The organism is Pseudomonas lutea (genome assembly GCF_000759445.1).
Lineage (GTDB): Bacteria > Pseudomonadota > Gammaproteobacteria > Pseudomonadales > Pseudomonadaceae > Aquipseudomonas > Aquipseudomonas lutea.
In genome coordinates, this window is sequence record NZ_JRMB01000001.1 from 725,325 (window position 1) to 742,408 (window position 17,084).

A 17,084-nucleotide genomic window follows, 5' to 3' on the forward strand; every position below is an offset into this window, starting at 1 on the left:
GTGCCCAGCTTCCGATTTCTATCCATTGCCGCCAGTGCGCTACCTGTACCGCAAAGCCGCGACAGCTTTGCGCAACAGCCCCTCGGTTGCATTCCAGCCCAGGCATGCGTCGGTGACGGACACGCCGTACTTCAATGAGCCGCTCAACGGCTGGCAACCTTCGTAGAGGTGGCTTTCCAGCATCATGCCGATCAGCGTCCGGTCGCCCGCCAGTCGTTGCTGCAGCACGTCGTTGAAGACTGCCGGCTGACGCAGCGGGTCCTTGCCACTGTTGGCATGGCTGCAATCGACCATGACCCGGGCCGCGATGCGGTTCTTTTCCAGGCTGGCGTTGACCGCAGCGACGCTGGCTGCATCGTAGTTGGGACCGCCATGGCCGCCGCGCAAAACGATATGCGTGTCCGGGTTGCCCGCCGTGTCGATGATCGCCGGATGCCCATGAGGGTCCATTCCGAAGTGGCGGTGCGCATGGGCGGCTGAGCGAATGGCATCGCAGGCGACACCGATGCCGCCGTCGGTGCCGTTTTTGAAACCTGTGGGCACACCCAGACCGCTGGCCATCTCCCGGTGGATCTGTGACTCGGTGGTCCGGGCGCCGATGGCCACCCAGCTCAGCACGTCGTCGAAATACCCCGCAGCCATCGGCTGCAGCAGTTCAGTGGCAACCGGCAGGCCGAGCCGGACCATTTCGCGCATCAGCTCCCGAGACAGCTCAAGGCCCTGGGCCATGTCATCGCTGCCGTCGAGCGCAGGGTCGTACGCCAGGCCTTTCCAGCCCACGGTGGTGCGTGGCTTCTCGACGTAGGCACGCATCACCAGCAGCATCTGGTCACTGACCTCGGCGGCAAGATTCGCCAGGCGCTCGGCATATTCCAGCGCTGATTGCGGATCGTGGATGGAGCACGGACCAACGACTACCAGTAAACGGGAGTCTTCACCGTTAAGGATGGCGCGAATGGAACGGCGATGGGCGGCAACTTGCGCACCAAGGGCCGCACTTAGCGGGAGTCGGGCTTTTAATGCAGCTGGCGTGGGGAGGCGTTTTGGAGCAGCTGGGCTTTCAATCAAAGCGACGGCGCTGGTCGGCAGTGCTGTCAAAGGCTTGTTAACGACGGGCGAATTCATGTGAGGGCTTCCTGGTCGGCGGGCGTTGCCCGCGCGGACCTACTGGGGTGTTCGACAATTGGCCGTATTGGCCGTGGAGAGGGCATTGCCACCTGTCAGCAGGTGATCGGAGGTGGCAGGCTGTCCCGATCCCAGGGTGGTAAATCGCCAGGCGAAGTCGACGTCGTTGCGGTAATAGTGGCTGCGGTTCATGTGACGTTCCTCGATTCGGTTGTTGAGAAAATGCGGTGCCATAAAAAACAAAACCCCCGGTCGGGAAGCCGACCGGGGGTGAGAGTTATCTCTGGTGGGCGTCCCGAACTTCAGGGCGCCGTTTGGGTATCAGGCGCGCCAGCGGCTAAACCAATACCCATAAAAATAAGACACAGGGGAGATGGACACGCTTGCACGCCGCACAACCGCGAGCTCAGCCTGACGGCGGGCGTCGGCAGTTCTCGGTAGCTGATGGGAAAGGGCAAGCGACATGGTCGGTCTCCGTGGAATGCCGTCGAGCTTACTTCAGGCGACGGGCGTTCTTCAATTGGAAATTGCAATGGCCATGATCCGAGCGTTGCTGCTGTGCCCGGCATCGAGCGGGGCCACTAACCCGCGCAGTCAGTGGTCCACCGACTCGCCAGACGCAGGGGCGGACGCAATCACGCCGACTTTCATCCCCAGCAGCACCGCCACTTTGTGCGACTCGCCCCTGCGCCCCTTCTTTCGTCCCGACAACACTTGATAGGTGGTCGCCGGGTCTACGTCGTGCTCCCTCGCAAACTCTTGAACCGATTTGCCCTGCTGTTCCAGCCAGGCCTTGGCTTGTGCGGCGGTGCGAATTCCGGGCATAGTTCAAAACCGTTCAAGTTCGTTCAAATTATTTCGATTCTACCATTCGTAAGGATGGGGTCAACAAGGTTATACAGTCAAATGAGTGGAATAAACGCCCGTATTAGGGAAGAGCGCGAGCGCCTTGGGCTTTCACAGCGTGCATTCGGCGAAATCGGTGGTGTTGAAGCCAATGCACAGGGTAAGTACGAAAATGGCGAGCGTACGCCAAAAGCAGATTATCTGGCACGCGTCGCTCAGCGGGGCGTCGACGTGCTTTACGTGTTGACGGGGTCCCGCGTCCCGGTACCGATCGACGGTTTGAGTCAAAGTGAAGAGTGGATCCTGGGCAGCTATCGCACGCTGGTCAAAGAGGATCAGGACGCAATCTATCGACTGACCACGACCCTTGCGGAATACACCAGTACTTATGCGCCTGAGAAAAAGGCCTGACTTGACGCCGGATCTGGCCGGCATCGGGTAAGGCTGCAGGGGTGCGTTTGAAGATTTTTATCAAATTCTGCGGTCGATGATGATAGTTTGTCGGCACTGTTGTAGATCATCTGATACATAAGCGCAGGAGCGCTTCGAAGTCAGTCGGTTTCTTTCTTTTTGCTAACGTGGCGGGTGATCGTCATGCAACGTTCGGTGGGGTGTCTGCTTGATTAGGGTGCTGGTTGTCGATGACCATGATCTGGTTCGGACAGGTATCACGCGCATGCTGGCCGATATCGACGGCTTGCAAGTGGTGGGGCAGGCCGAGTCTGGCGAGGAATCGCTGCAGAAAGCCCGTGAGTTGAAGCCCGACGTCGTGCTGATGGACGTCAAAATGCCCGGTATCGGCGGTCTCGAGGCGACTCGCAAGCTGATGCGCAGCCATCCCGACATGAAGGTGGTCGCGGTCACCGTGTGCGAAGAAGACCCGTTCCCCACGCGATTACTGCAGGCAGGCGCGGCCGGGTACATGACCAAGGGTGCCGGGCTGACCGAGATGGTCCAGGCCATCCGCCTCGTGTTCGCCGGGCAGCGCTACATCAGCCCACAGATCGCACAACAGCTGGCACTGAAATCCTTCCAGCCGCAGACCAGCAATTCGCCGTTCGATCTTCTGTCCGAGCGCGAAATCCAGATTGCCCTTATGATCGTCGGCTGCCAGAAAGTGCAGACCATTTCCGACAAGCTTTGCCTGTCCCCCAAAACCGTGAATACCTACCGGTACCGCATATTCGAGAAGCTGTCGATTAGCAGTGATGTTGAGCTGGCCTTGCTGGCCGTCCGTCACGGCATGGTCGACGCCAGCGCCTGAAATGACCCAACCGTTTGATCCCAGTGCTTTTCTGTCCACCTGCAGTGGTCGCCCCGGCGTATATCGCATGTTCGATATCGACGGCCGGCTGCTGTACGTCGGCAAGGCCAAGAATTTAAAGAAGCGTCTCGCCAGTTATTTTCGCAAGACCGGCCACGCGCCGAAAACCGGCGCGCTGGTTGCCCGCATCGCTCAGGTCGAAACCACCATCACCGCCAATGAAACCGAGGCGTTGCTGCTGGAACAGACACTGATCAAGGAGTCGCGGCCACCGTACAACATCCTGTTGCGGGATGATAAATCGTACCCTTACGTGCACCTCTCCGACGGTGAATTCCCGCGACTGAGCATTCACCGTGGCGCCAAAAAAGCCAAGGGCCGCTATTTCGGGCCGTACCCGAGCGCAGGCGCCATTCGCGAGAGCCTTAGCATTCTGCAAAAGACCTTCCACGTGCGTCAGTGCGAAGACAGTTTCTACAAGAACCGCACCCGGCCTTGCCTGCAATATCAGATCAAGCGCTGCAAGGCCCCTTGCGTGAACCTTGTCGAACCCCAGATCTATAACGATGACGTGCGTCATTCGGTCATGTTTCTGGAGGGGCGCAGCAATGCCCTCACCGATGAGCTCAATGCGCTGATGGAAAAGGCCTCAATGGACCTCGATTTCGAGCACGCCGCCGAGCTGCGTGACCAGATCGGGCTGCTGCGCCGTGTTCAGGATCAGCAGAGCATGGACGGTGGCACCGGCGACGTTGATGTGGTGGCAGCGTTCGTGAACCCGGGTGGCGCTTGCGTACACCTGATCAGCGTGCGCGGCGGTCGGGTATTGGGCAGCAAGAATTTCTTCCCGCAGGTTGGTATTGAGGAGGAGGTGGGTGAGGTCATGTCCGCTTTCCTGGCGCAGTACTTTCTTGGTGGCGGTGAGCGCGAGTTGCCGGGCGAGGTCATCGTCAACGTGGTCCACGAAGACTTCCCGACGCTGATCGACGCCATCGACGCATCGCGAGGCCGCGAAATCACCATCAGCCATCGGGTCCGTGGAACGCGGGCGCGGTGGCAGCAACTGGCTGTGACCAATGCCGAGCAGGCGCTGATGGCGCGGCTGGCCAACCGTCAACACGTCGCGGCGCGTTTCGATGCGCTGGCGCAGGTGCTCAAGCTGGACGAACCGCCGCAGCGGCTGGAGTGCTACGACATCAGTCACTCCAGCGGCGAAGCGACCGTGGCGTCCTGTGTGGTGTTCGGCCCCGAAGGCCCCATCAAGTCGGACTACCGGCGCTACAACATCGAAGGCATTACCGCCGGGGATGACTACGCTGCCATGCACCAGGCGCTGACCCGTCGCTTCAGCAAAATCAAGGACGGCGAGGGCAAGCTGCCCGACATTCTGCTGGTCGACGGCGGCAAGGGCCAGTTGAGCATGGCCCGTGACGTGATGAATGAGCTGGCAGTCCCGGACCTGATTCTGCTCGGCGTTGCCAAAGGAACAACGCGCAAGGCAGGCTTTGAAACGCTGTATCTGAACGATGCTGCGCATGAGTTCACCCTCAAAGGCGACTCGCCAGCGTTGCACCTGATCCAGCAGATTCGTGACGAAGCCCACCGATTCGCCATTACCGGGCACCGTGCGCGACGCGGTAAAACCCGCCGAACCTCAACGCTGGAAGGCGTTGCTGGGGTGGGGCCAACCCGGCGTCGCGACCTGCTCAAACACTTCGGTGGCCTTCAGGAATTGTCCCGTGCCAGCATCGAAGAAATCGCCAAGGCGCCGGGAATCAGCAAAAAGCTCGCAGAGTCGATTTATGCAAACCTGCACAGCGAGTAGAATGCTCGCTCACCTCGTAGCCAGTTGTGCCGATGAATATCCCTAATCTGATCACCGTATTACGTGTCCTGCTGATTCCGATCTTCATTCTGTTGTTCTATCTGCCGTACCACTGGAGCTACATGGCGGCCAGCTCGGTATTCGCTTTGGCAGCCGCGACTGACTGGCTGGACGGGTATCTGGCAAGACGACTTGAGCAAAGCACCCCGTTCGGCGCGTTCCTTGACCCGGTTGCCGACAAGCTGATGGTGGCCGTTGCGCTGGTGCTGCTGGTGCAGGCCCACGCCAATTTGTGGCTCACGCTGCCTGCGGCGGTTATCATCGGCCGGGAGATCGTAATCTCCGCCTTGCGCGAGTGGATGGCGGAGCTGGGTGCGCGGGCGCAGGTCGCCGTCTCGAATCTCGGCAAGTGGAAAACCGCAGCGCAGATGCTCGCGCTGGTGATCTTGCTGGCCAACCCGCCCGCTTTCACCTTCTGGGTGGTGTTGGGTTATGTGCTGTTGATGGTCGCAGCAGGCCTCACCCTGTGGTCGATGGTGCAATACCTGCGCGCCGCATGGCCGCATCTCCGTACCACTACAGATGAAAAATAAGTATTTTTAAATCAAGGGGTTGACGGGGTCATTTGAGTGTATAGAATGGCGCCCACACAAAGCGGGAATAGCTCAGTTGGTAGAGCACGACCTTGCCAAGGTCGGGGTCGCGAGTTCGAGTCTCGTTTCCCGCTCCAGTTTGTATGCGTTTAACGGTAGTGGTTGGATCGTTGAGCGTTTGAGGCCGAGTAGCAAAATGGTTATGCCGCGGATTGCAAATCCGCTTACGCCGGTTCGATTCCGACCTCGGCCTCCACATTTAAAGCCTGTAAGATCAACGTCTTACGGGCTTTTTTGTGGGCGGTGATTGGCAAATCGTTTCCGCATCACGTCCATCACTTCCGCAATCTGGCGATGCGTGCCTGCGGTGCCAATCCCGGGCCGTCCGGGACAGCCAGCCCGCCTGTCCTGAACGCTCATTCAAACAGCTCGCGCTCCTCATCAAACATCCGGACGATCTCGTCGCTGACAATCCTGATGGCGGTGTCCTTCCTGTCGCGCCTGCGGGTGATCAGGAACACGTCCTTGCTTTCCGGGACCAATCCCAGATCACACACGTGCAGTGCCGGGTCCGCGCGGCCGATGTAGTGGGGGATCAAGGCCAGGCCCACTCCTGAACGTGCGGCCATGGCCTGGAGCGATTGATCTTTGGCGCGGAAGGCGACGCGGGCGCGGGGGAAGTGCCGCGTCATCCACGTGGACATCGACAGGTAGGCATCTGCTTCATTGAAACCAATGAGCACGGGATCGCCTTCCTTAGTGGCTGCGCGACACGCCTCCTGAGTTCCATAGAACCCGTAGCCCACCGTGACCAGCGGACGCGCGATGACATCACCGTCCCTGGGCATGTCGAAGCGAATCGCGATGTCGGCTTCATGCCGTTCAAGGCTGACAGCTCGCAGGGCAGGGGCGAGGTCGATGTCCAGCTTCGGGTAACGGGCGGCCAGTGTTGGCAGTCGCAGCGCGAGATAGCCGCCCGAAAGCCCGGGAGAAGAGTTTATGCGGATCAGGCCGGAGGGCGTGCCGTCCTGCATCCCGCGCGCCAAGGTCTGAGCCGCTTGCTCCATGTCGCTGGCAGCTTCGAGCGCATGCGTCCCGGCGTGGGTCAGGACATAGCCGTCCGGGCGTCGCTCGACCAGCTTCACCCCCAGTGTTTCCTCCAGCGAATGAAGCCGGCGTGCCACTGTTGCGTGGTTGACGGAAAGCATTCTGGCCGCTGCAGACAGGCTGCCATGCCGAGCCAATGCCAGGAAAATCCTGACATCTTGCCAGTCCGGGTCTGTGCGTTTTTTATCAGTCATTGATAAAAGATAGGGAATTTTCGAACAGCTGACAACGTTCTATCTTTTGCTGACCTACAGAGCACTCAGGAACAGCAAAATGTCTGATATCAAGAAAGTTGCCATCGTCACAGGCGCCTCACAGGGAATGGGCGAGGGCATCGTCAATGCATTTCTCGCCAGGGGGTATGGCGTAGCCGCGACCTCCCGTTCGATCAAACCCTCGACGCGGCCGGATCTGATCACGGTTGCCGGTGACATAGGTGATCCCGATACTGGCAAGCAATTGGTCGCTGCGGCGCTGGAACGGTTCGGCCGCATCGACACGCTGGTCAATAACGCCGGCATCTTCATTGGCAAGGCATTCACCGACTACACGGAAGAAGATTACCGCCTGAAGCTCAAGACCAACCTCGACGGGTTCTTCTTTACCACCCAAGCCGTCCTCCCGGTGATGCTGGCGCAGGGTAGCGGGCATGTCGTTCAGATCACTGCCTCGACCGCAGAGTTTGCCAGCTCGCGTTCGCCTGCCTTCATTGCGATGCTCACCAAAGGCGGCATGAACTCGGCGACCAAGAGCCTGGCGATCGAATACGCTACCCAGGGGATTCGTGTGAACGCCGTGGCGCCGGGTGTGATTCGCACACCCATGCATAACCCGGAGCGGGTCGAACAGCTGAGCGCCTTCCACCCCATGAACAAGCTGGGTGAGGTCGAGGACATCGTGCGCGCGGTGCTTTATCTTGAGGATGCGACGTTCTCGACTGGCGAGATCCTGCATGTCGACGGCGGTCTGATTGCGGGTCGTTGAGCTGACAGGAAGGGGGAGCGGCGCGCTCCCTCTTCGACGTACCCACGTCACTTTGAGGATCCGAGATGCAAGGGCGAGACAATCATGACGCGTGAGAGGGAAGGCACCTTGCCTGTAGACGGCGCCTGCATCTGGTATCGAATAGTGGGGACCGGCCCGCTATTGTTTGTACAGACGCCGGGATGGGGTATCGGCTCTGCCCTGTACCAGTCAACGCTTGGCGATCTTGCGCAGCGCTTCACGCTGGTATTCCACGACACCAGAGGCAGCGGCCGTTCGTCTCTCTCGGGAGATGGTTTCGCCATGGTGAATGTGGGCCAGTTCGTGCTGGACCTGGAGGCACTGCGTCAGCATCTCGATATCGAGCGTTTCGTGCTGCTGGGTCATTCGCATGGCGGCTATATTGCGATGAACTATGCCCTGGCATACCCGGGGCGTGTCACTGCGCTAGTGCTGGTGGCCTCGCAATTGGGCGTTGACGAGCCGCAGGCAGACGTGCGGCGGACCCTGCCGGTGCTGGCCGGAGACTCACGGTTTGCAGCGGCCGCAGCGGCATTTCAGGCGCCAGGCAAATTCGCAGATGACGCTGAGTTTTCCGGGTTTCTGCGCCAGGTCGCCCCTCTGTATTTCAAGGAGCCCTCTGGCCATGGCTATGAACAGTTCACGACCTACCTTAATGAACATCAGGTTCCCCTGAAGACTTTCCAGGCCTGCGCGGTCACAAATCGACACTTTCCAGTAAGGGCAAGATTGGCTGAATTGCACATCCCAACCCTGTGCCTGGTGGGGCAGTCTGATTTCATCTGCTCGCCGGTTCAGTCACAAGCGATCCACGGCAGCATTGCGAGGAGCGTTCTGGTTGAATTCCTGAACAGTGGTCATTTTTGCTGGCTTGAAGAGGCCGAGCTCTTTCGCAGCGTGCTGTCGCGCTTTCTAGACGGTAGCCTCGCGCGTGACGGAGACGATAGTCGTGCTCTTCAATTGCTGCGCGTCTGACCTCCACGAGGGACGCTGCTTGGGTTCGACGAGTGCTGAAAAAGAATTTGGAATAACTTCGCCCCTTCAGACGTTTATACAAGGCAGGCGCTGACGGCCAATGTGGGCCATCGGCACAGCTCGGTAACGGTCTTGATGAAGCACTGGTGAATGATGGTGTGCGGCGTGGGACCTTTCATAAAAATATCAGCAAGCGAAGAGCAGACGAATGAGCGATTCAAGCGTAAATCCCGCTACACCCGCCGTGGCATTGGCGGCGGAAATTGTCGAGCGCGAGGCGTGGCTGGATCTGTTCGACGCCGCACCCCAATCTGCTCGGGCGGCGTTTGGACTGTCCAGTTCCAGGATCGGCGGGATGGGCTTACTGGCGAGCCGTGGCATTCCCATCACTGAGTTCAACCGTGCGATGGGCGTGGACACCCAGGGCCCGTTGCCGCACAGGGATTTGCTCGCGGCGACTGACTGGCTCGATTCCCATGCCGCGCAAGGCTGGGCTTTTCAAGTCGCGCCCGCCTCACAGGCCGCCTCCAATTTGCAGACCATCGAGCCTATGGGTTTCGGCCCCTCGGGGTCGGGCTGGGCCAAATTCGTCAAGTGGGTGGCTGGCCCCACTCCAGCGCGGTTGCCTGCAGGCGTGGAGATCCGCATTGCCGATGCCGCCGCCGCCGCGTCCTTCGGCGGCACCGTGCAGGCAGGCTTTGGCGTGGCGCCGGAATGCGCCGATTGGTTCGCGGCGTTGGTCGGGCGTCCCGGGTGGTGCTGTTTCCTTGCCACGATTGACGGCGAGCCGGCGGCGGCTGCGGCGATGTTCATTCGCGACGGCGCTGCGTGGTCGGGTATGTCGACGACATTACCGGACTACCGCGGGCGGGGCCTGCAATCTGCTTTAATCGACGCCCGTCTGAACGAAGCAGCAGCGCGCGGCGTTACATGGGTGACCAGTGAAACGGGGCAGCCATCGGTCGAAGACGAACCCGGGTTTTCCTCGTACAGAAACCAAAAGCGTGGCGGATTCGAGCGTGCCTACATCAGGCTGAATCTCAAGCGTGCCGACTGATTCGACGACTGAACTCGGCCCCTGCGCATTACGTAGCAACCGCGTTGCGGGGGCCGCCGATTTGCCAGGCGAATGACCGCCACCACTGGCGTTGCTTACCAGTGGTGCACATCGCGCGCCATTGTAAAACCGGATGTTATCGACTGATGAGTCCGTCCCAGGCGTCAGCGAGCGTGGCTTGATAGGCGTAGAGACCAGGGACTCCGCCCGTCATCACAAACACCACATCCTCGCCTTGCTGGTAAGCACCCTGGCGCAGCTGGCTGAGCAGCCCGGCGAAAGCCTTGCCCGAATAGACCGGGTCCAGCAACAGCCCTTCAGTTCTTGCCAGCAATGCGACCGCTTCGAGCATTGCCCGAGTAGGCTGACCGTAGGCCGCGCCAAGCTGGCTGTCGTCCACTTGCACAGCGTGGGCCAGGCCGTGATTGAATCCGGCCAGCTCCAGCGTGGAGGTGGCAAGTTCGGTGGTCTTCTTCACGGCACCGGCAGCACTGGTCATCACCGCAAAGCCGTTGATGATCCGTGGGTCGCGCGCCATGGCGCACCAGCCGGCAATCAAGCCCGCCTGGGTTCCGCTGCTGCCATTGGCGACGGTGATGCCCTTGAGGTTCAGCCCCCCAGCGTCAGCCTGCTGGCTGATTTCCACGGCGCAGTCGGCATAGCCCAGGGCGCCGAGTGGGGTTGACCCTCCCACCGGGATGACCGCGACGCTTTTGCCACGCAGGGTCAGTTGGTCGCAGAGCACGACCGCATTGTCCTGGGCTGATGCACCCCGCGCGAGTACATGGCATTGCGCGCCGAAAATCCTGTTCAACAGCACGTTACCGTTGTGGTTGTAATCCGCAGTGTTGATGTCCACTTCCTGGGTCAGGATGAGGTGGCACTCCAGTCCCAATCTTGCACAAACGGCGGCCGTAAGGCGGGCATGGTTGGATTGCAGACCTCCGAAGGTGATGACTGTGTCATGGCCGGCTGCAATGACGCTCGCCATGTGGTACTGCAATTTCCTGAGTTTGTTGCCCCCACCGCCGATGGGGATGAGGTCGTCGCGCTTCAGATAAATGCCCGCTTCAACACCTTCACGCTTGAGGGCGCTTTCCAGTCCAGTCGCGCGGTAGAGCGGGGTAGGACCGACAGTCAGATCTATTCGCGGAACATCGGCAAACCCTTTTTGAATCGATGGGACCATTGCTGCAGCTCCTGCTTAAGCCCAGTGTTGGGCGACAGCCAGCGAATGACCTTGAAGCGATTCGCTGACCAGCGACCTAACGCATCTAGACGACGTCGTTGCGAGAACTGTCAGATAACGCCACAGGCCATACGATCACCGCCACCACCCAACGGCATCGGCATATCGGAATGGTTGTCCCCACCGGCATGAATCATCAGCGCGTGGCCTTTGATCTCGGAAAGCTTCTTCAGGCGGGGGGCGAGCACCGGATAGTTGGCCACGCCGTCCGCCGTGACGTAGACAGCCGGCAGATCGCCCAGATGGCCGTCTGCATACGGGCCCAGATGCTTGCCCGTATGACCGGGGTCAAAGTGGCCGCCGGCGGCCAGAGCCGCGACTTTTTTGCCGTCCTTCATGCCTGAGTCGCAGCTCGCATTTTCATGCACATGAAACCCATGGATGCCTGCAGGCAACGACTTCAACTGCGGGGTGAAGACCAGCCCGTAAGCCGTCTCGCTGATGGTCACCTGGCCGATGGGCTGAGGTGCCCCGTCGGCGCTGACCAGGTTCATGGGCACATCAAGCGATGCTGCGTGAGCACCGACGGATATCATTGCAAACAATCCAAGTAATAGATGGGATTTCATAAACACCTCGGTGAGTGACTCAGGAAAAGCCACAGGCCACTATTAGTTTGCCCTATGGCATGAACTGCGAGAGAGGATAGGAACTAATGTGGGCGACGTCCACAACAAGATGGGCATGTATCCAGCGATCAATTGGCTGGCGTCACTGTTGAACACCGTAATGGCTAACGCGATGCTTTGTGCTTCAGGATGAATCAGTAGTGTTCATAAGTAGACATATATCAAGGGGAACTAAAACTGATCGCGCTTGTTCTCTCGACGAACGTTTGCCTGGCGCGGAATAAGCGGCTCATCACAGTGCCCACCGGCACGTGTAGAATTTCCGCGGCCTCTTTATAGGTAAATTGCTCGACTGCCACCAGCCACATGACTTCTCGTTGCCTGATAGGTAACCCCACGACAGCGGCGAGCATTTGCTGGTGCATGAGTTCGGTTTCCGGCGTATGCGCGGCGGGATCGCACACCCTTTCATCAATCCAGTCGCCCCATTCCGAGCGCGAACGACAACGGACGTTACGCGCCCTGAGCTCGTTTATCCAGATGGAATGGGTGATCGAAACCACCCAGCCGAGTGGGGATGTATCGGGCTGGAGCTGATGGGCTCGTTCAAGGGCGCGAAGGCATGCAAGCTGGACGAGGTCTTCAGCGTCGTCCCGGTTCCCTGACATCCGGAGCGCGAATGCTCCCAGGCGAGGGAGCATGCCGGGAAGCAGGGCGGATAAGTCTGCATCGGTGATGGCCATGTTATCTCGTGGATGTAGGAGGTCTTGGATAGACGGGAAGGAGTACCAACCGCTCATTCATATTCTGCTGGCAAGACAGGCAGGGGGAGAGGGGTCAGTCTGTAAAAAATGTATGCCGCGAAGTATGCCATCTCCAACATTTAATGCCGATAAAGCAGCGTCGCCTGATTGTCGAATATTGCACATCCATATCGATTAAGTCTCGACTGGATATGCGACAAGTATCGTTCCGTTTGTTTGCCTGTTACAGCGCCGTGTGCACCCTACAAGGTACTTTTCTAGAGTGCAATGCATGGGGCGGCAGTATGGCTTCATATCCTTAAAGTATCGAAGCGAGAGAAACTCAGTATTATTAAGGCTGAACTAAGCTGCGTATCCTCTTGCCAGTGATCAGCGGCGCCTACCGCCGTCTGCATCGCTTGTCCCCCTAATAAAAACAATGCGCTGAACGGGAAAACAACAATGCATAAGAACCCTGTATCCCTGGGCCTGACGTCTGCTGCCCTGGGTTTGAGTCTGGCCTTGCCAGGTTTTGCCGAAGCCGATTTTTTCGAAGATAGTAAAGCTGATCTCGAATTTCGCAATTTCTACTTCAACAGCGATTTCCGTCAGGAGGGCGCCAGCCAGTCCAAGCGAGACGAGTGGGCGCAGGGCCTGCTGCTTAATGTCGAATCCGGGTTTACCGAGGGCACGCTCGGCTTCGGCGTAGACGCCATGGGGCTTCTTGGCCTGAAGCTGGATTCCTCACCCGACCGCCGTAATACCGGGCTCTTGCCGGTGGGTGACGACAAGGCACCCGATGACTACAGCCGTGGCGGCGTCACTGCCAAGGCGCGCCTGGCCAAGAGCGTGCTGAGGGTCGGCACCCTACTGCCGAAGTTGCCCACTGTGCTACCCAACGACGGACGTCTGTTGCCCCAAACCTTTCGCGGCGCACAGCTCACTTCCAAAGACCTTGCCGACATGACCGTCAATGTTGGCCGGTTGACCGCCAACACCGAGCGCAATGACAGCGGTAACGAAGACATCGAAGCGGAAGCAAAAGGCATCAAGGGCGGACGGCCAAGTGACAAGTTCGATTTCGCCAGCGCCAGTTACAACTGGAGCAAAGCATTGACCACCTCTTACAACTACGGAGGGCTGGAGAACAACTACAAGCAACACATCGTCACGCTGCTGCATAACTTTGCGCTTGGCGAGTCACAGTCGATCAAAAGTGATCTGCGGTACGCGCGCTCACTCAAAGACGGTAATACCAATATTGATAACACCGCGCTGGGTGCTCGCTTCACCTACAACGTCAGTGGGCATGGTTTCGGTATCGCTTATCAGAAGATGAGCGGGGACACGGGATTTCCACACCTGGCCGGCACTGACTCTTTTCTCGTCAATTACGTGATGATTTCTCCCGATTTCGCCAATCCGGATGAACGCTCCTGGCAGGCCCGCTATGACTACGACTTTGCGGCGCTGGGTCTGCCTGGCCTGTCGTTCATGACCCGCTATTTGAAAGGTGACAATTTCGCGCGCGGGCGAGAAGAGGGTACCGAGTGGGAACGCAACACCGACATTGCCTACGTGTTCCAGAGCGGCGCGTTGAAGAACCTTGAGCTGAAATGGCGCAATGGCAGCTACCGCAGTAATGGCGGTAACAACATCGACCAGAACCGCGTGATCGTCAGTTATACGTTGCCTCTGCTGTAACCATCTGGCCGGATTTTCTGTGCACCCGTCTATTCCAATACTTGAGACACCGGAGCCTGCTATGCCAATAAGAAAAAACCTTGTTCACCTGGCTGTCGTCTTTGCCCTGTTCGGCAGTTATGGGGCTTACGCAGCCAACACCGCTGATCTGCCCTGCAAGACCACCGAAGAGTGCGCCGCGCAGGCTGCGAAAATCGGTGCGACCGTCGACCAGTCCAAAACCAGTGGCAGCAAGACCGAAAGCCAGTTTTCCTGGCTGAACCGGATCAACAAAGCCTCCATCGTCATGCTCACCGAAGAGGGCATTGTCACGCCCGACCTGGGCCAGAAAATCGCCACCGGGGTGCGCTACGCGATCGATCAGGCGGATCAGCCCAACGGCAAGCGTCCCGGCGACGTGCTGCAGCTGGAGGAGATCATGACCAACAAGATCGGTCCTGAGGCGTCGCTCATTCACTCCGGGCGCAGCCGTCAGGACATGCTCGCGACCTACCGACTGGCGAAACTGCGCTCGGACGTGCTCGCCTACAGCGAAGCTATGAACGCGACCCGCCAACGCCTGCTGGATCTGGCGGACAAGAACGTCGATACGCTGATCCCGGCCTATACCAATGGCGTGCAGGCGATGCCGATCACTTACGCGCATTACCTGCTGGCGTATGAGGCGGCGTTTGATCGTGACGGCCAGCGGATTCGCGAGCTGTACCAACGCTTGAACCAGAGCCCGATGGGCACCGCGGTGCTGGCAAACTCGGCCTACCCGCTGAACCGCGAGCGCCTCGCGCAGTTGCTGGGGTTTGACGGCGTCCGTGAAAACTCACTGGATTCCAGTCAGGTCTCGACCTATGACATCCCCATCGAGGCGGCAAATCTTGCGTCGTCCTCGGCCATCCGCGTGGGTGCGCTGATCGGTGACATTCACACCCAGTATCATCAGATTCGTCCCTGGCTGTTGCTGGATGAGGAAAAAACCTACACCAGCAGCGCGATGCCGCAAAAGCGCAACCCGGGCTTGCTGATGCGAGCGCGGGAGACGGCCTCCGACGTGGTCGGTCTGGCGCAAACCGTTACCTTGCGCGCGCACAACGTGACGACTGGCATGACCGATTATAAATTTGCCTTTGATTCGCTAGGTGTTTTCGATTCGACCAAAGAGATGTTCGGTGCAATGGACGCGGTGCTCGACGCGTTGCAGGTCAATCCTCAGCGTGCTCGCGACGAGCTTGAAAACGAGTGGACCACGTCCATGGAGCTGGCCGACACCCTTGAGCGGACTCAGAAAGTGCCGTTCCGGATCGGGCACAGCTTCGCTTCGCTGATCGTCGAGCAAGCCAGGGATCAAGGCCTTACGCCAAAAACCTTCCCGTACGCGGATGCCCAGAAGCTCTACACCAAAGCGGCGGACAAGTATCAGTGGAAACAGAACACCTTGCCGCTGGATGAGGCGACCTTTCGTGCGTCGCTGTCACCGGAAAACATGGTCAAGACCCGCAAGGGCACCGGCGGTCCGCAACCGGAGGAGGTCAAGCGCATGCTGGCCGAAGCGCACAAAAATCTGGACGCCGACCAGAGCTGGTTGCGTGAGCGACGGGACCGGCTCAAGCAGGCCGAGGGAAACCTCGACCAGGCGTTCGAGAAGCTGTTGTCCTCGAAAAACTGAGGGCGGGCGGCTGCTGGCTTGCCGGTAATAACCGATGAGCACTGCGCCCGGCAGCCAGGCTATCGGTGGCCAGCATTCAGGCTATCGGCAGCAGGGTCCGGCTGGAATGCCGGACCCTGCTGCCACCGGGCAATCGCCAGGCATGCCACGCAGTTGCCCAGCACGTTGGTCAGCACACGGCACTTCATCAGACGCTCCACGCCCAGCAGCAACCCGGCGCCTTCAAGCGGTACTGCCTGGAGCAGGTGCAGGGTGGCGATCAAGGTGATGAAGGCCGAGCCCGCCATGCTCGTCGAGCCGAGGGAGGTGACCAGTGATATCAGCAGCAGGGTCAGTAACTCGGTGCCGGTCAGGTGTACGCCCGACAGTTGCGCAAGGAACAGCACTGCGACGATCAGGTAGATATCCGAACCGCTGAGGTTGAAGGTGTAGCCCGTGGTCAAGACGAGTCGGGTCAGTTGACGGTCGCAGCCGAGGGCCTGCATCTTTTCGATCAGCCCTGGCAGCGCTGCCACGGAGGAACCGGTAAAGGTCACCAGCAGCAGTTCATCTTTCAGATACCGCAGCAGTGACCACAGCGACAGTCCCGATGCGCGGGCGATTGGCATGAACACCAGGACAATGAATGCTCCGCACGCCAGGTACATCACCGCGACGAATTTAATTAGCGGCAGGGCCGAGGCGAGGCCGAATCGGCCGATGGCAAAGGCGATGGCGCCGAAGGCGGCAACGGGGGCGAAACGCAGTATCAGGCGCATACCGCTGAACAACCCTTTGACGATGGTTTCGGCAGTCCCACGCAGCGCCTCGACCGAACGAAGGGATCGGGTTTTGGCCATCAGGGCGCCTGTCAGAACGGCGGCAATCATGACCGGCAAGATCGGATTTTGCTTCAGGGCAAGGAAGAGGGTTGACGCGGAGGCCCGCCAGGAAAAGTCTGCTGACGATGGCAGCCCCGTGAGCGTTGGCACTGTCCAGGCCGATGCCAGCCCTGTCATGCCGGGTGCGTGGCCGGCGCCCGGTTGCATCAGCACCGCCATCACGCACCCCAGTAGAAGCGATAGCAGCGTCATGAGCACAAAATACGCCACGAGCCTGCCGGGCAGACCGCGTTGTCCGGCCTGCAAACCCGACACTCCGGATACGACCAGGAGAAACATCATTAACGGCATTAACCAGCCAATGATCAGAATGAAACCGTCACTTAACGGCTTCATCTCGACGGCAAGCCCGGGACTGAAAACGCCCAGAAGAGTGCCGAAAACGATGGCCAGCAGCATGTGCAGCGAGGGTCGGGTGAGGAGCCTGAAAGGCATCGGGGTTCCGAAATGGGTGCGATTGTTGTTATTAACGCGCCTTGTC

The 17,084-nt window shown here is 59.3% G+C and carries 17 protein-coding genes and 2 tRNA genes; 11 read left to right on the top strand and 8 right to left on the bottom strand.

Annotated features, from left to right (window positions below; translation table 11 throughout):
* Positions 1–39: 39 nt before the first annotated feature.
* The 3 genes from LT42_RS03035 to LT42_RS03040 all read right to left on the bottom strand — a co-directional run bounded on the left by LT42_RS03035 (position 40) and on the right by LT42_RS03040 (position 1,950).
* Positions 40–1,125: a 3-deoxy-7-phosphoheptulonate synthase gene (locus tag LT42_RS03035; protein ID WP_037009838.1), complete on the bottom strand. Its 1,086-nt coding sequence runs from the start codon at positions 1,123–1,125 to the stop codon at positions 40–42.
* Between the two features lie 39 nt (positions 1,126–1,164).
* Positions 1,165–1,317, bottom strand: a complete 153-nt coding sequence (locus tag LT42_RS25985) for a hypothetical protein (RefSeq protein WP_162835388.1) — start codon at positions 1,315–1,317, stop codon at positions 1,165–1,167.
* A gap of 402 nt (positions 1,318–1,719) precedes the next feature.
* Positions 1,720–1,950: a DNA-binding protein gene (locus LT42_RS03040; RefSeq protein ID WP_037009840.1), complete on the bottom strand. Its 231-nt coding sequence runs from the start codon at positions 1,948–1,950 to the stop codon at positions 1,720–1,722.
* An 81-nt stretch (positions 1,951–2,031) separates the two neighbouring features.
* On the opposite strand from LT42_RS03040, the gene LT42_RS03045 reads away from it, so the two are divergent.
* The 6 genes from LT42_RS03045 to LT42_RS03070 all read left to right on the top strand — a co-directional run bounded on the left by LT42_RS03045 (position 2,032) and on the right by LT42_RS03070 (position 5,909).
* Complete coding sequence (locus LT42_RS03045) at positions 2,032–2,382, top strand: helix-turn-helix domain-containing protein (protein WP_037009842.1); 351 nt, start codon at positions 2,032–2,034, stop codon at positions 2,380–2,382.
* 208 nt (positions 2,383–2,590) lie between these two features.
* The gene (gacA, locus tag LT42_RS03050; RefSeq protein ID WP_037009844.1) at positions 2,591–3,235 is read left to right on the top strand and encodes a response regulator transcription factor GacA; all 645 of its coding nucleotides are present in this window, start codon (positions 2,591–2,593) and stop codon (positions 3,233–3,235) included.
* A 1-nt stretch (position 3,236) separates the two neighbouring features.
* Positions 3,237–5,060, top strand: a complete 1,824-nt coding sequence (uvrC, locus tag LT42_RS03055; RefSeq protein ID WP_037009846.1) for an excinuclease ABC subunit UvrC — start codon at positions 3,237–3,239, stop codon at positions 5,058–5,060.
* 32 nt (positions 5,061–5,092) lie between these two features.
* Positions 5,093–5,653 (top strand): CDP-diacylglycerol--glycerol-3-phosphate 3-phosphatidyltransferase, encoded by a 561-nt coding sequence (pgsA, locus tag LT42_RS03060; RefSeq protein ID WP_037009848.1) that lies wholly within the window; start codon positions 5,093–5,095, stop codon positions 5,651–5,653.
* Positions 5,654–5,714: 61 nt separating this feature from the next.
* A tRNA-Gly gene (locus LT42_RS03065) sits at positions 5,715–5,790 on the top strand.
* A gap of 45 nt (positions 5,791–5,835) precedes the next feature.
* A tRNA-Cys gene (locus tag LT42_RS03070) sits at positions 5,836–5,909 on the top strand.
* A 160-nt stretch (positions 5,910–6,069) separates the two neighbouring features.
* Here the strand turns inward: LT42_RS03070 and LT42_RS03075 are convergent.
* Complete coding sequence (locus tag LT42_RS03075; protein ID WP_037009850.1) at positions 6,070–6,954, bottom strand: LysR family transcriptional regulator; 885 nt, start codon at positions 6,952–6,954, stop codon at positions 6,070–6,072.
* A gap of 79 nt (positions 6,955–7,033) precedes the next feature.
* Here LT42_RS03075 and LT42_RS03080 point away from each other — a divergent pair, with 79 nt between their 5' ends.
* The 3 genes from LT42_RS03080 to LT42_RS24815 all read left to right on the top strand — a co-directional run bounded on the left by LT42_RS03080 (position 7,034) and on the right by LT42_RS24815 (position 9,797).
* Positions 7,034–7,744: an SDR family NAD(P)-dependent oxidoreductase gene (locus tag LT42_RS03080; RefSeq protein WP_037009852.1), complete on the top strand. Its 711-nt coding sequence runs from the start codon at positions 7,034–7,036 to the stop codon at positions 7,742–7,744.
* A 108-nt stretch (positions 7,745–7,852) separates the two neighbouring features.
* The gene (locus tag LT42_RS03085; protein ID WP_160176707.1) at positions 7,853–8,740 is read left to right on the top strand and encodes an alpha/beta fold hydrolase; all 888 of its coding nucleotides are present in this window, start codon (positions 7,853–7,855) and stop codon (positions 8,738–8,740) included.
* Positions 8,741–8,948: 208 nt separating this feature from the next.
* The gene (locus tag LT42_RS24815) at positions 8,949–9,797 is read left to right on the top strand and encodes a GNAT family N-acetyltransferase (protein ID WP_152597577.1); all 849 of its coding nucleotides are present in this window, start codon (positions 8,949–8,951) and stop codon (positions 9,795–9,797) included.
* A 136-nt stretch (positions 9,798–9,933) separates the two neighbouring features.
* Here the strand turns inward: LT42_RS24815 and LT42_RS03095 are convergent, their stop codons facing one another.
* The 3 genes from LT42_RS03095 to LT42_RS03105 form a co-directional block, all read right to left on the bottom strand.
* Positions 9,934–10,986, bottom strand: coding sequence for a D-cysteine desulfhydrase family protein (locus LT42_RS03095; RefSeq protein WP_052075005.1), 1,053 nt, complete (start codon positions 10,984–10,986; stop codon positions 9,934–9,936).
* Positions 10,987–11,096: 110 nt separating this feature from the next.
* The gene (sodC, locus tag LT42_RS03100) at positions 11,097–11,615 is read right to left on the bottom strand and encodes a superoxide dismutase family protein (RefSeq protein ID WP_052075007.1); all 519 of its coding nucleotides are present in this window, start codon (positions 11,613–11,615) and stop codon (positions 11,097–11,099) included.
* Between the two features lie 221 nt (positions 11,616–11,836).
* A complete protein-coding gene (locus tag LT42_RS03105; protein WP_052075009.1) occupies positions 11,837–12,358 on the bottom strand; it encodes an RNA polymerase sigma factor in 522 nt (173 codons plus the stop codon).
* 462 nt (positions 12,359–12,820) lie between these two features.
* Between LT42_RS03105 and LT42_RS03110 the strand changes: the two genes are divergently transcribed.
* On the top strand, positions 12,821–14,062 hold the full coding sequence (locus LT42_RS03110; protein ID WP_037009858.1) for an OprD family porin: 1,242 nt from the start codon (positions 12,821–12,823) through the stop codon (positions 14,060–14,062).
* A gap of 61 nt (positions 14,063–14,123) precedes the next feature.
* Complete coding sequence (locus LT42_RS03115) at positions 14,124–15,722, top strand: argininosuccinate lyase (RefSeq protein WP_037009859.1); 1,599 nt, start codon at positions 14,124–14,126, stop codon at positions 15,720–15,722.
* 59 nt (positions 15,723–15,781) lie between these two features.
* On the opposite strand, the gene LT42_RS03120 is transcribed toward LT42_RS03115, so the two are convergent.
* Positions 15,782–17,038 (bottom strand): cation:dicarboxylate symporter family transporter, encoded by a 1,257-nt coding sequence (locus LT42_RS03120; RefSeq protein WP_052075010.1) that lies wholly within the window; start codon positions 17,036–17,038, stop codon positions 15,782–15,784.
* Between the last annotated feature and the right edge of the window lie 46 nt (positions 17,039–17,084).

Bases quoted from the DNA above. Each gene is read 5' to 3' on its own strand.
- LT42_RS03035 (WP_037009838.1), bottom strand. From the start codon at position 1,125: ATGAATTCGCCCGTCGTTAACAAGCCTTTGACAGCACTGCCGACCAGC.
- LT42_RS25985 (WP_162835388.1), bottom strand. From the start codon at position 1,317: ATGAACCGCAGCCACTATTACCGCAACGACGTCGACTTCGCCTGGCGA.
- LT42_RS03040 (WP_037009840.1), bottom strand. From the start codon at position 1,950: ATGCCCGGAATTCGCACCGCCGCACAAGCCAAGGCCTGGCTGGAACAG.
- LT42_RS03045 (WP_037009842.1), top strand. From the start codon at position 2,032: ATGAGTGGAATAAACGCCCGTATTAGGGAAGAGCGCGAGCGCCTTGGG.
- uvrC (WP_037009846.1), top strand. From the start codon at position 3,237: ATGACCCAACCGTTTGATCCCAGTGCTTTTCTGTCCACCTGCAGTGGT.
- pgsA (WP_037009848.1), top strand. From the start codon at position 5,093: ATGAATATCCCTAATCTGATCACCGTATTACGTGTCCTGCTGATTCCG.
- LT42_RS03075 (WP_037009850.1), bottom strand. From the start codon at position 6,954: ATGACTGATAAAAAACGCACAGACCCGGACTGGCAAGATGTCAGGATT.
- LT42_RS03080 (WP_037009852.1), top strand. From the start codon at position 7,034: ATGTCTGATATCAAGAAAGTTGCCATCGTCACAGGCGCCTCACAGGGA.
- LT42_RS24815 (WP_152597577.1), top strand. From the start codon at position 8,949: ATGAGCGATTCAAGCGTAAATCCCGCTACACCCGCCGTGGCATTGGCG.
- LT42_RS03095 (WP_052075005.1), bottom strand. From the start codon at position 10,986: ATGGTCCCATCGATTCAAAAAGGGTTTGCCGATGTTCCGCGAATAGAT.
- sodC (WP_052075007.1), bottom strand. From the start codon at position 11,615: ATGAAATCCCATCTATTACTTGGATTGTTTGCAATGATATCCGTCGGT.
- LT42_RS03105 (WP_052075009.1), bottom strand. From the start codon at position 12,358: ATGGCCATCACCGATGCAGACTTATCCGCCCTGCTTCCCGGCATGCTC.
- LT42_RS03110 (WP_037009858.1), top strand. From the start codon at position 12,821: ATGCATAAGAACCCTGTATCCCTGGGCCTGACGTCTGCTGCCCTGGGT.
- LT42_RS03115 (WP_037009859.1), top strand. From the start codon at position 14,124: ATGCCAATAAGAAAAAACCTTGTTCACCTGGCTGTCGTCTTTGCCCTG.
- LT42_RS03120 (WP_052075010.1), bottom strand. From the start codon at position 17,038: ATGCCTTTCAGGCTCCTCACCCGACCCTCGCTGCACATGCTGCTGGCC.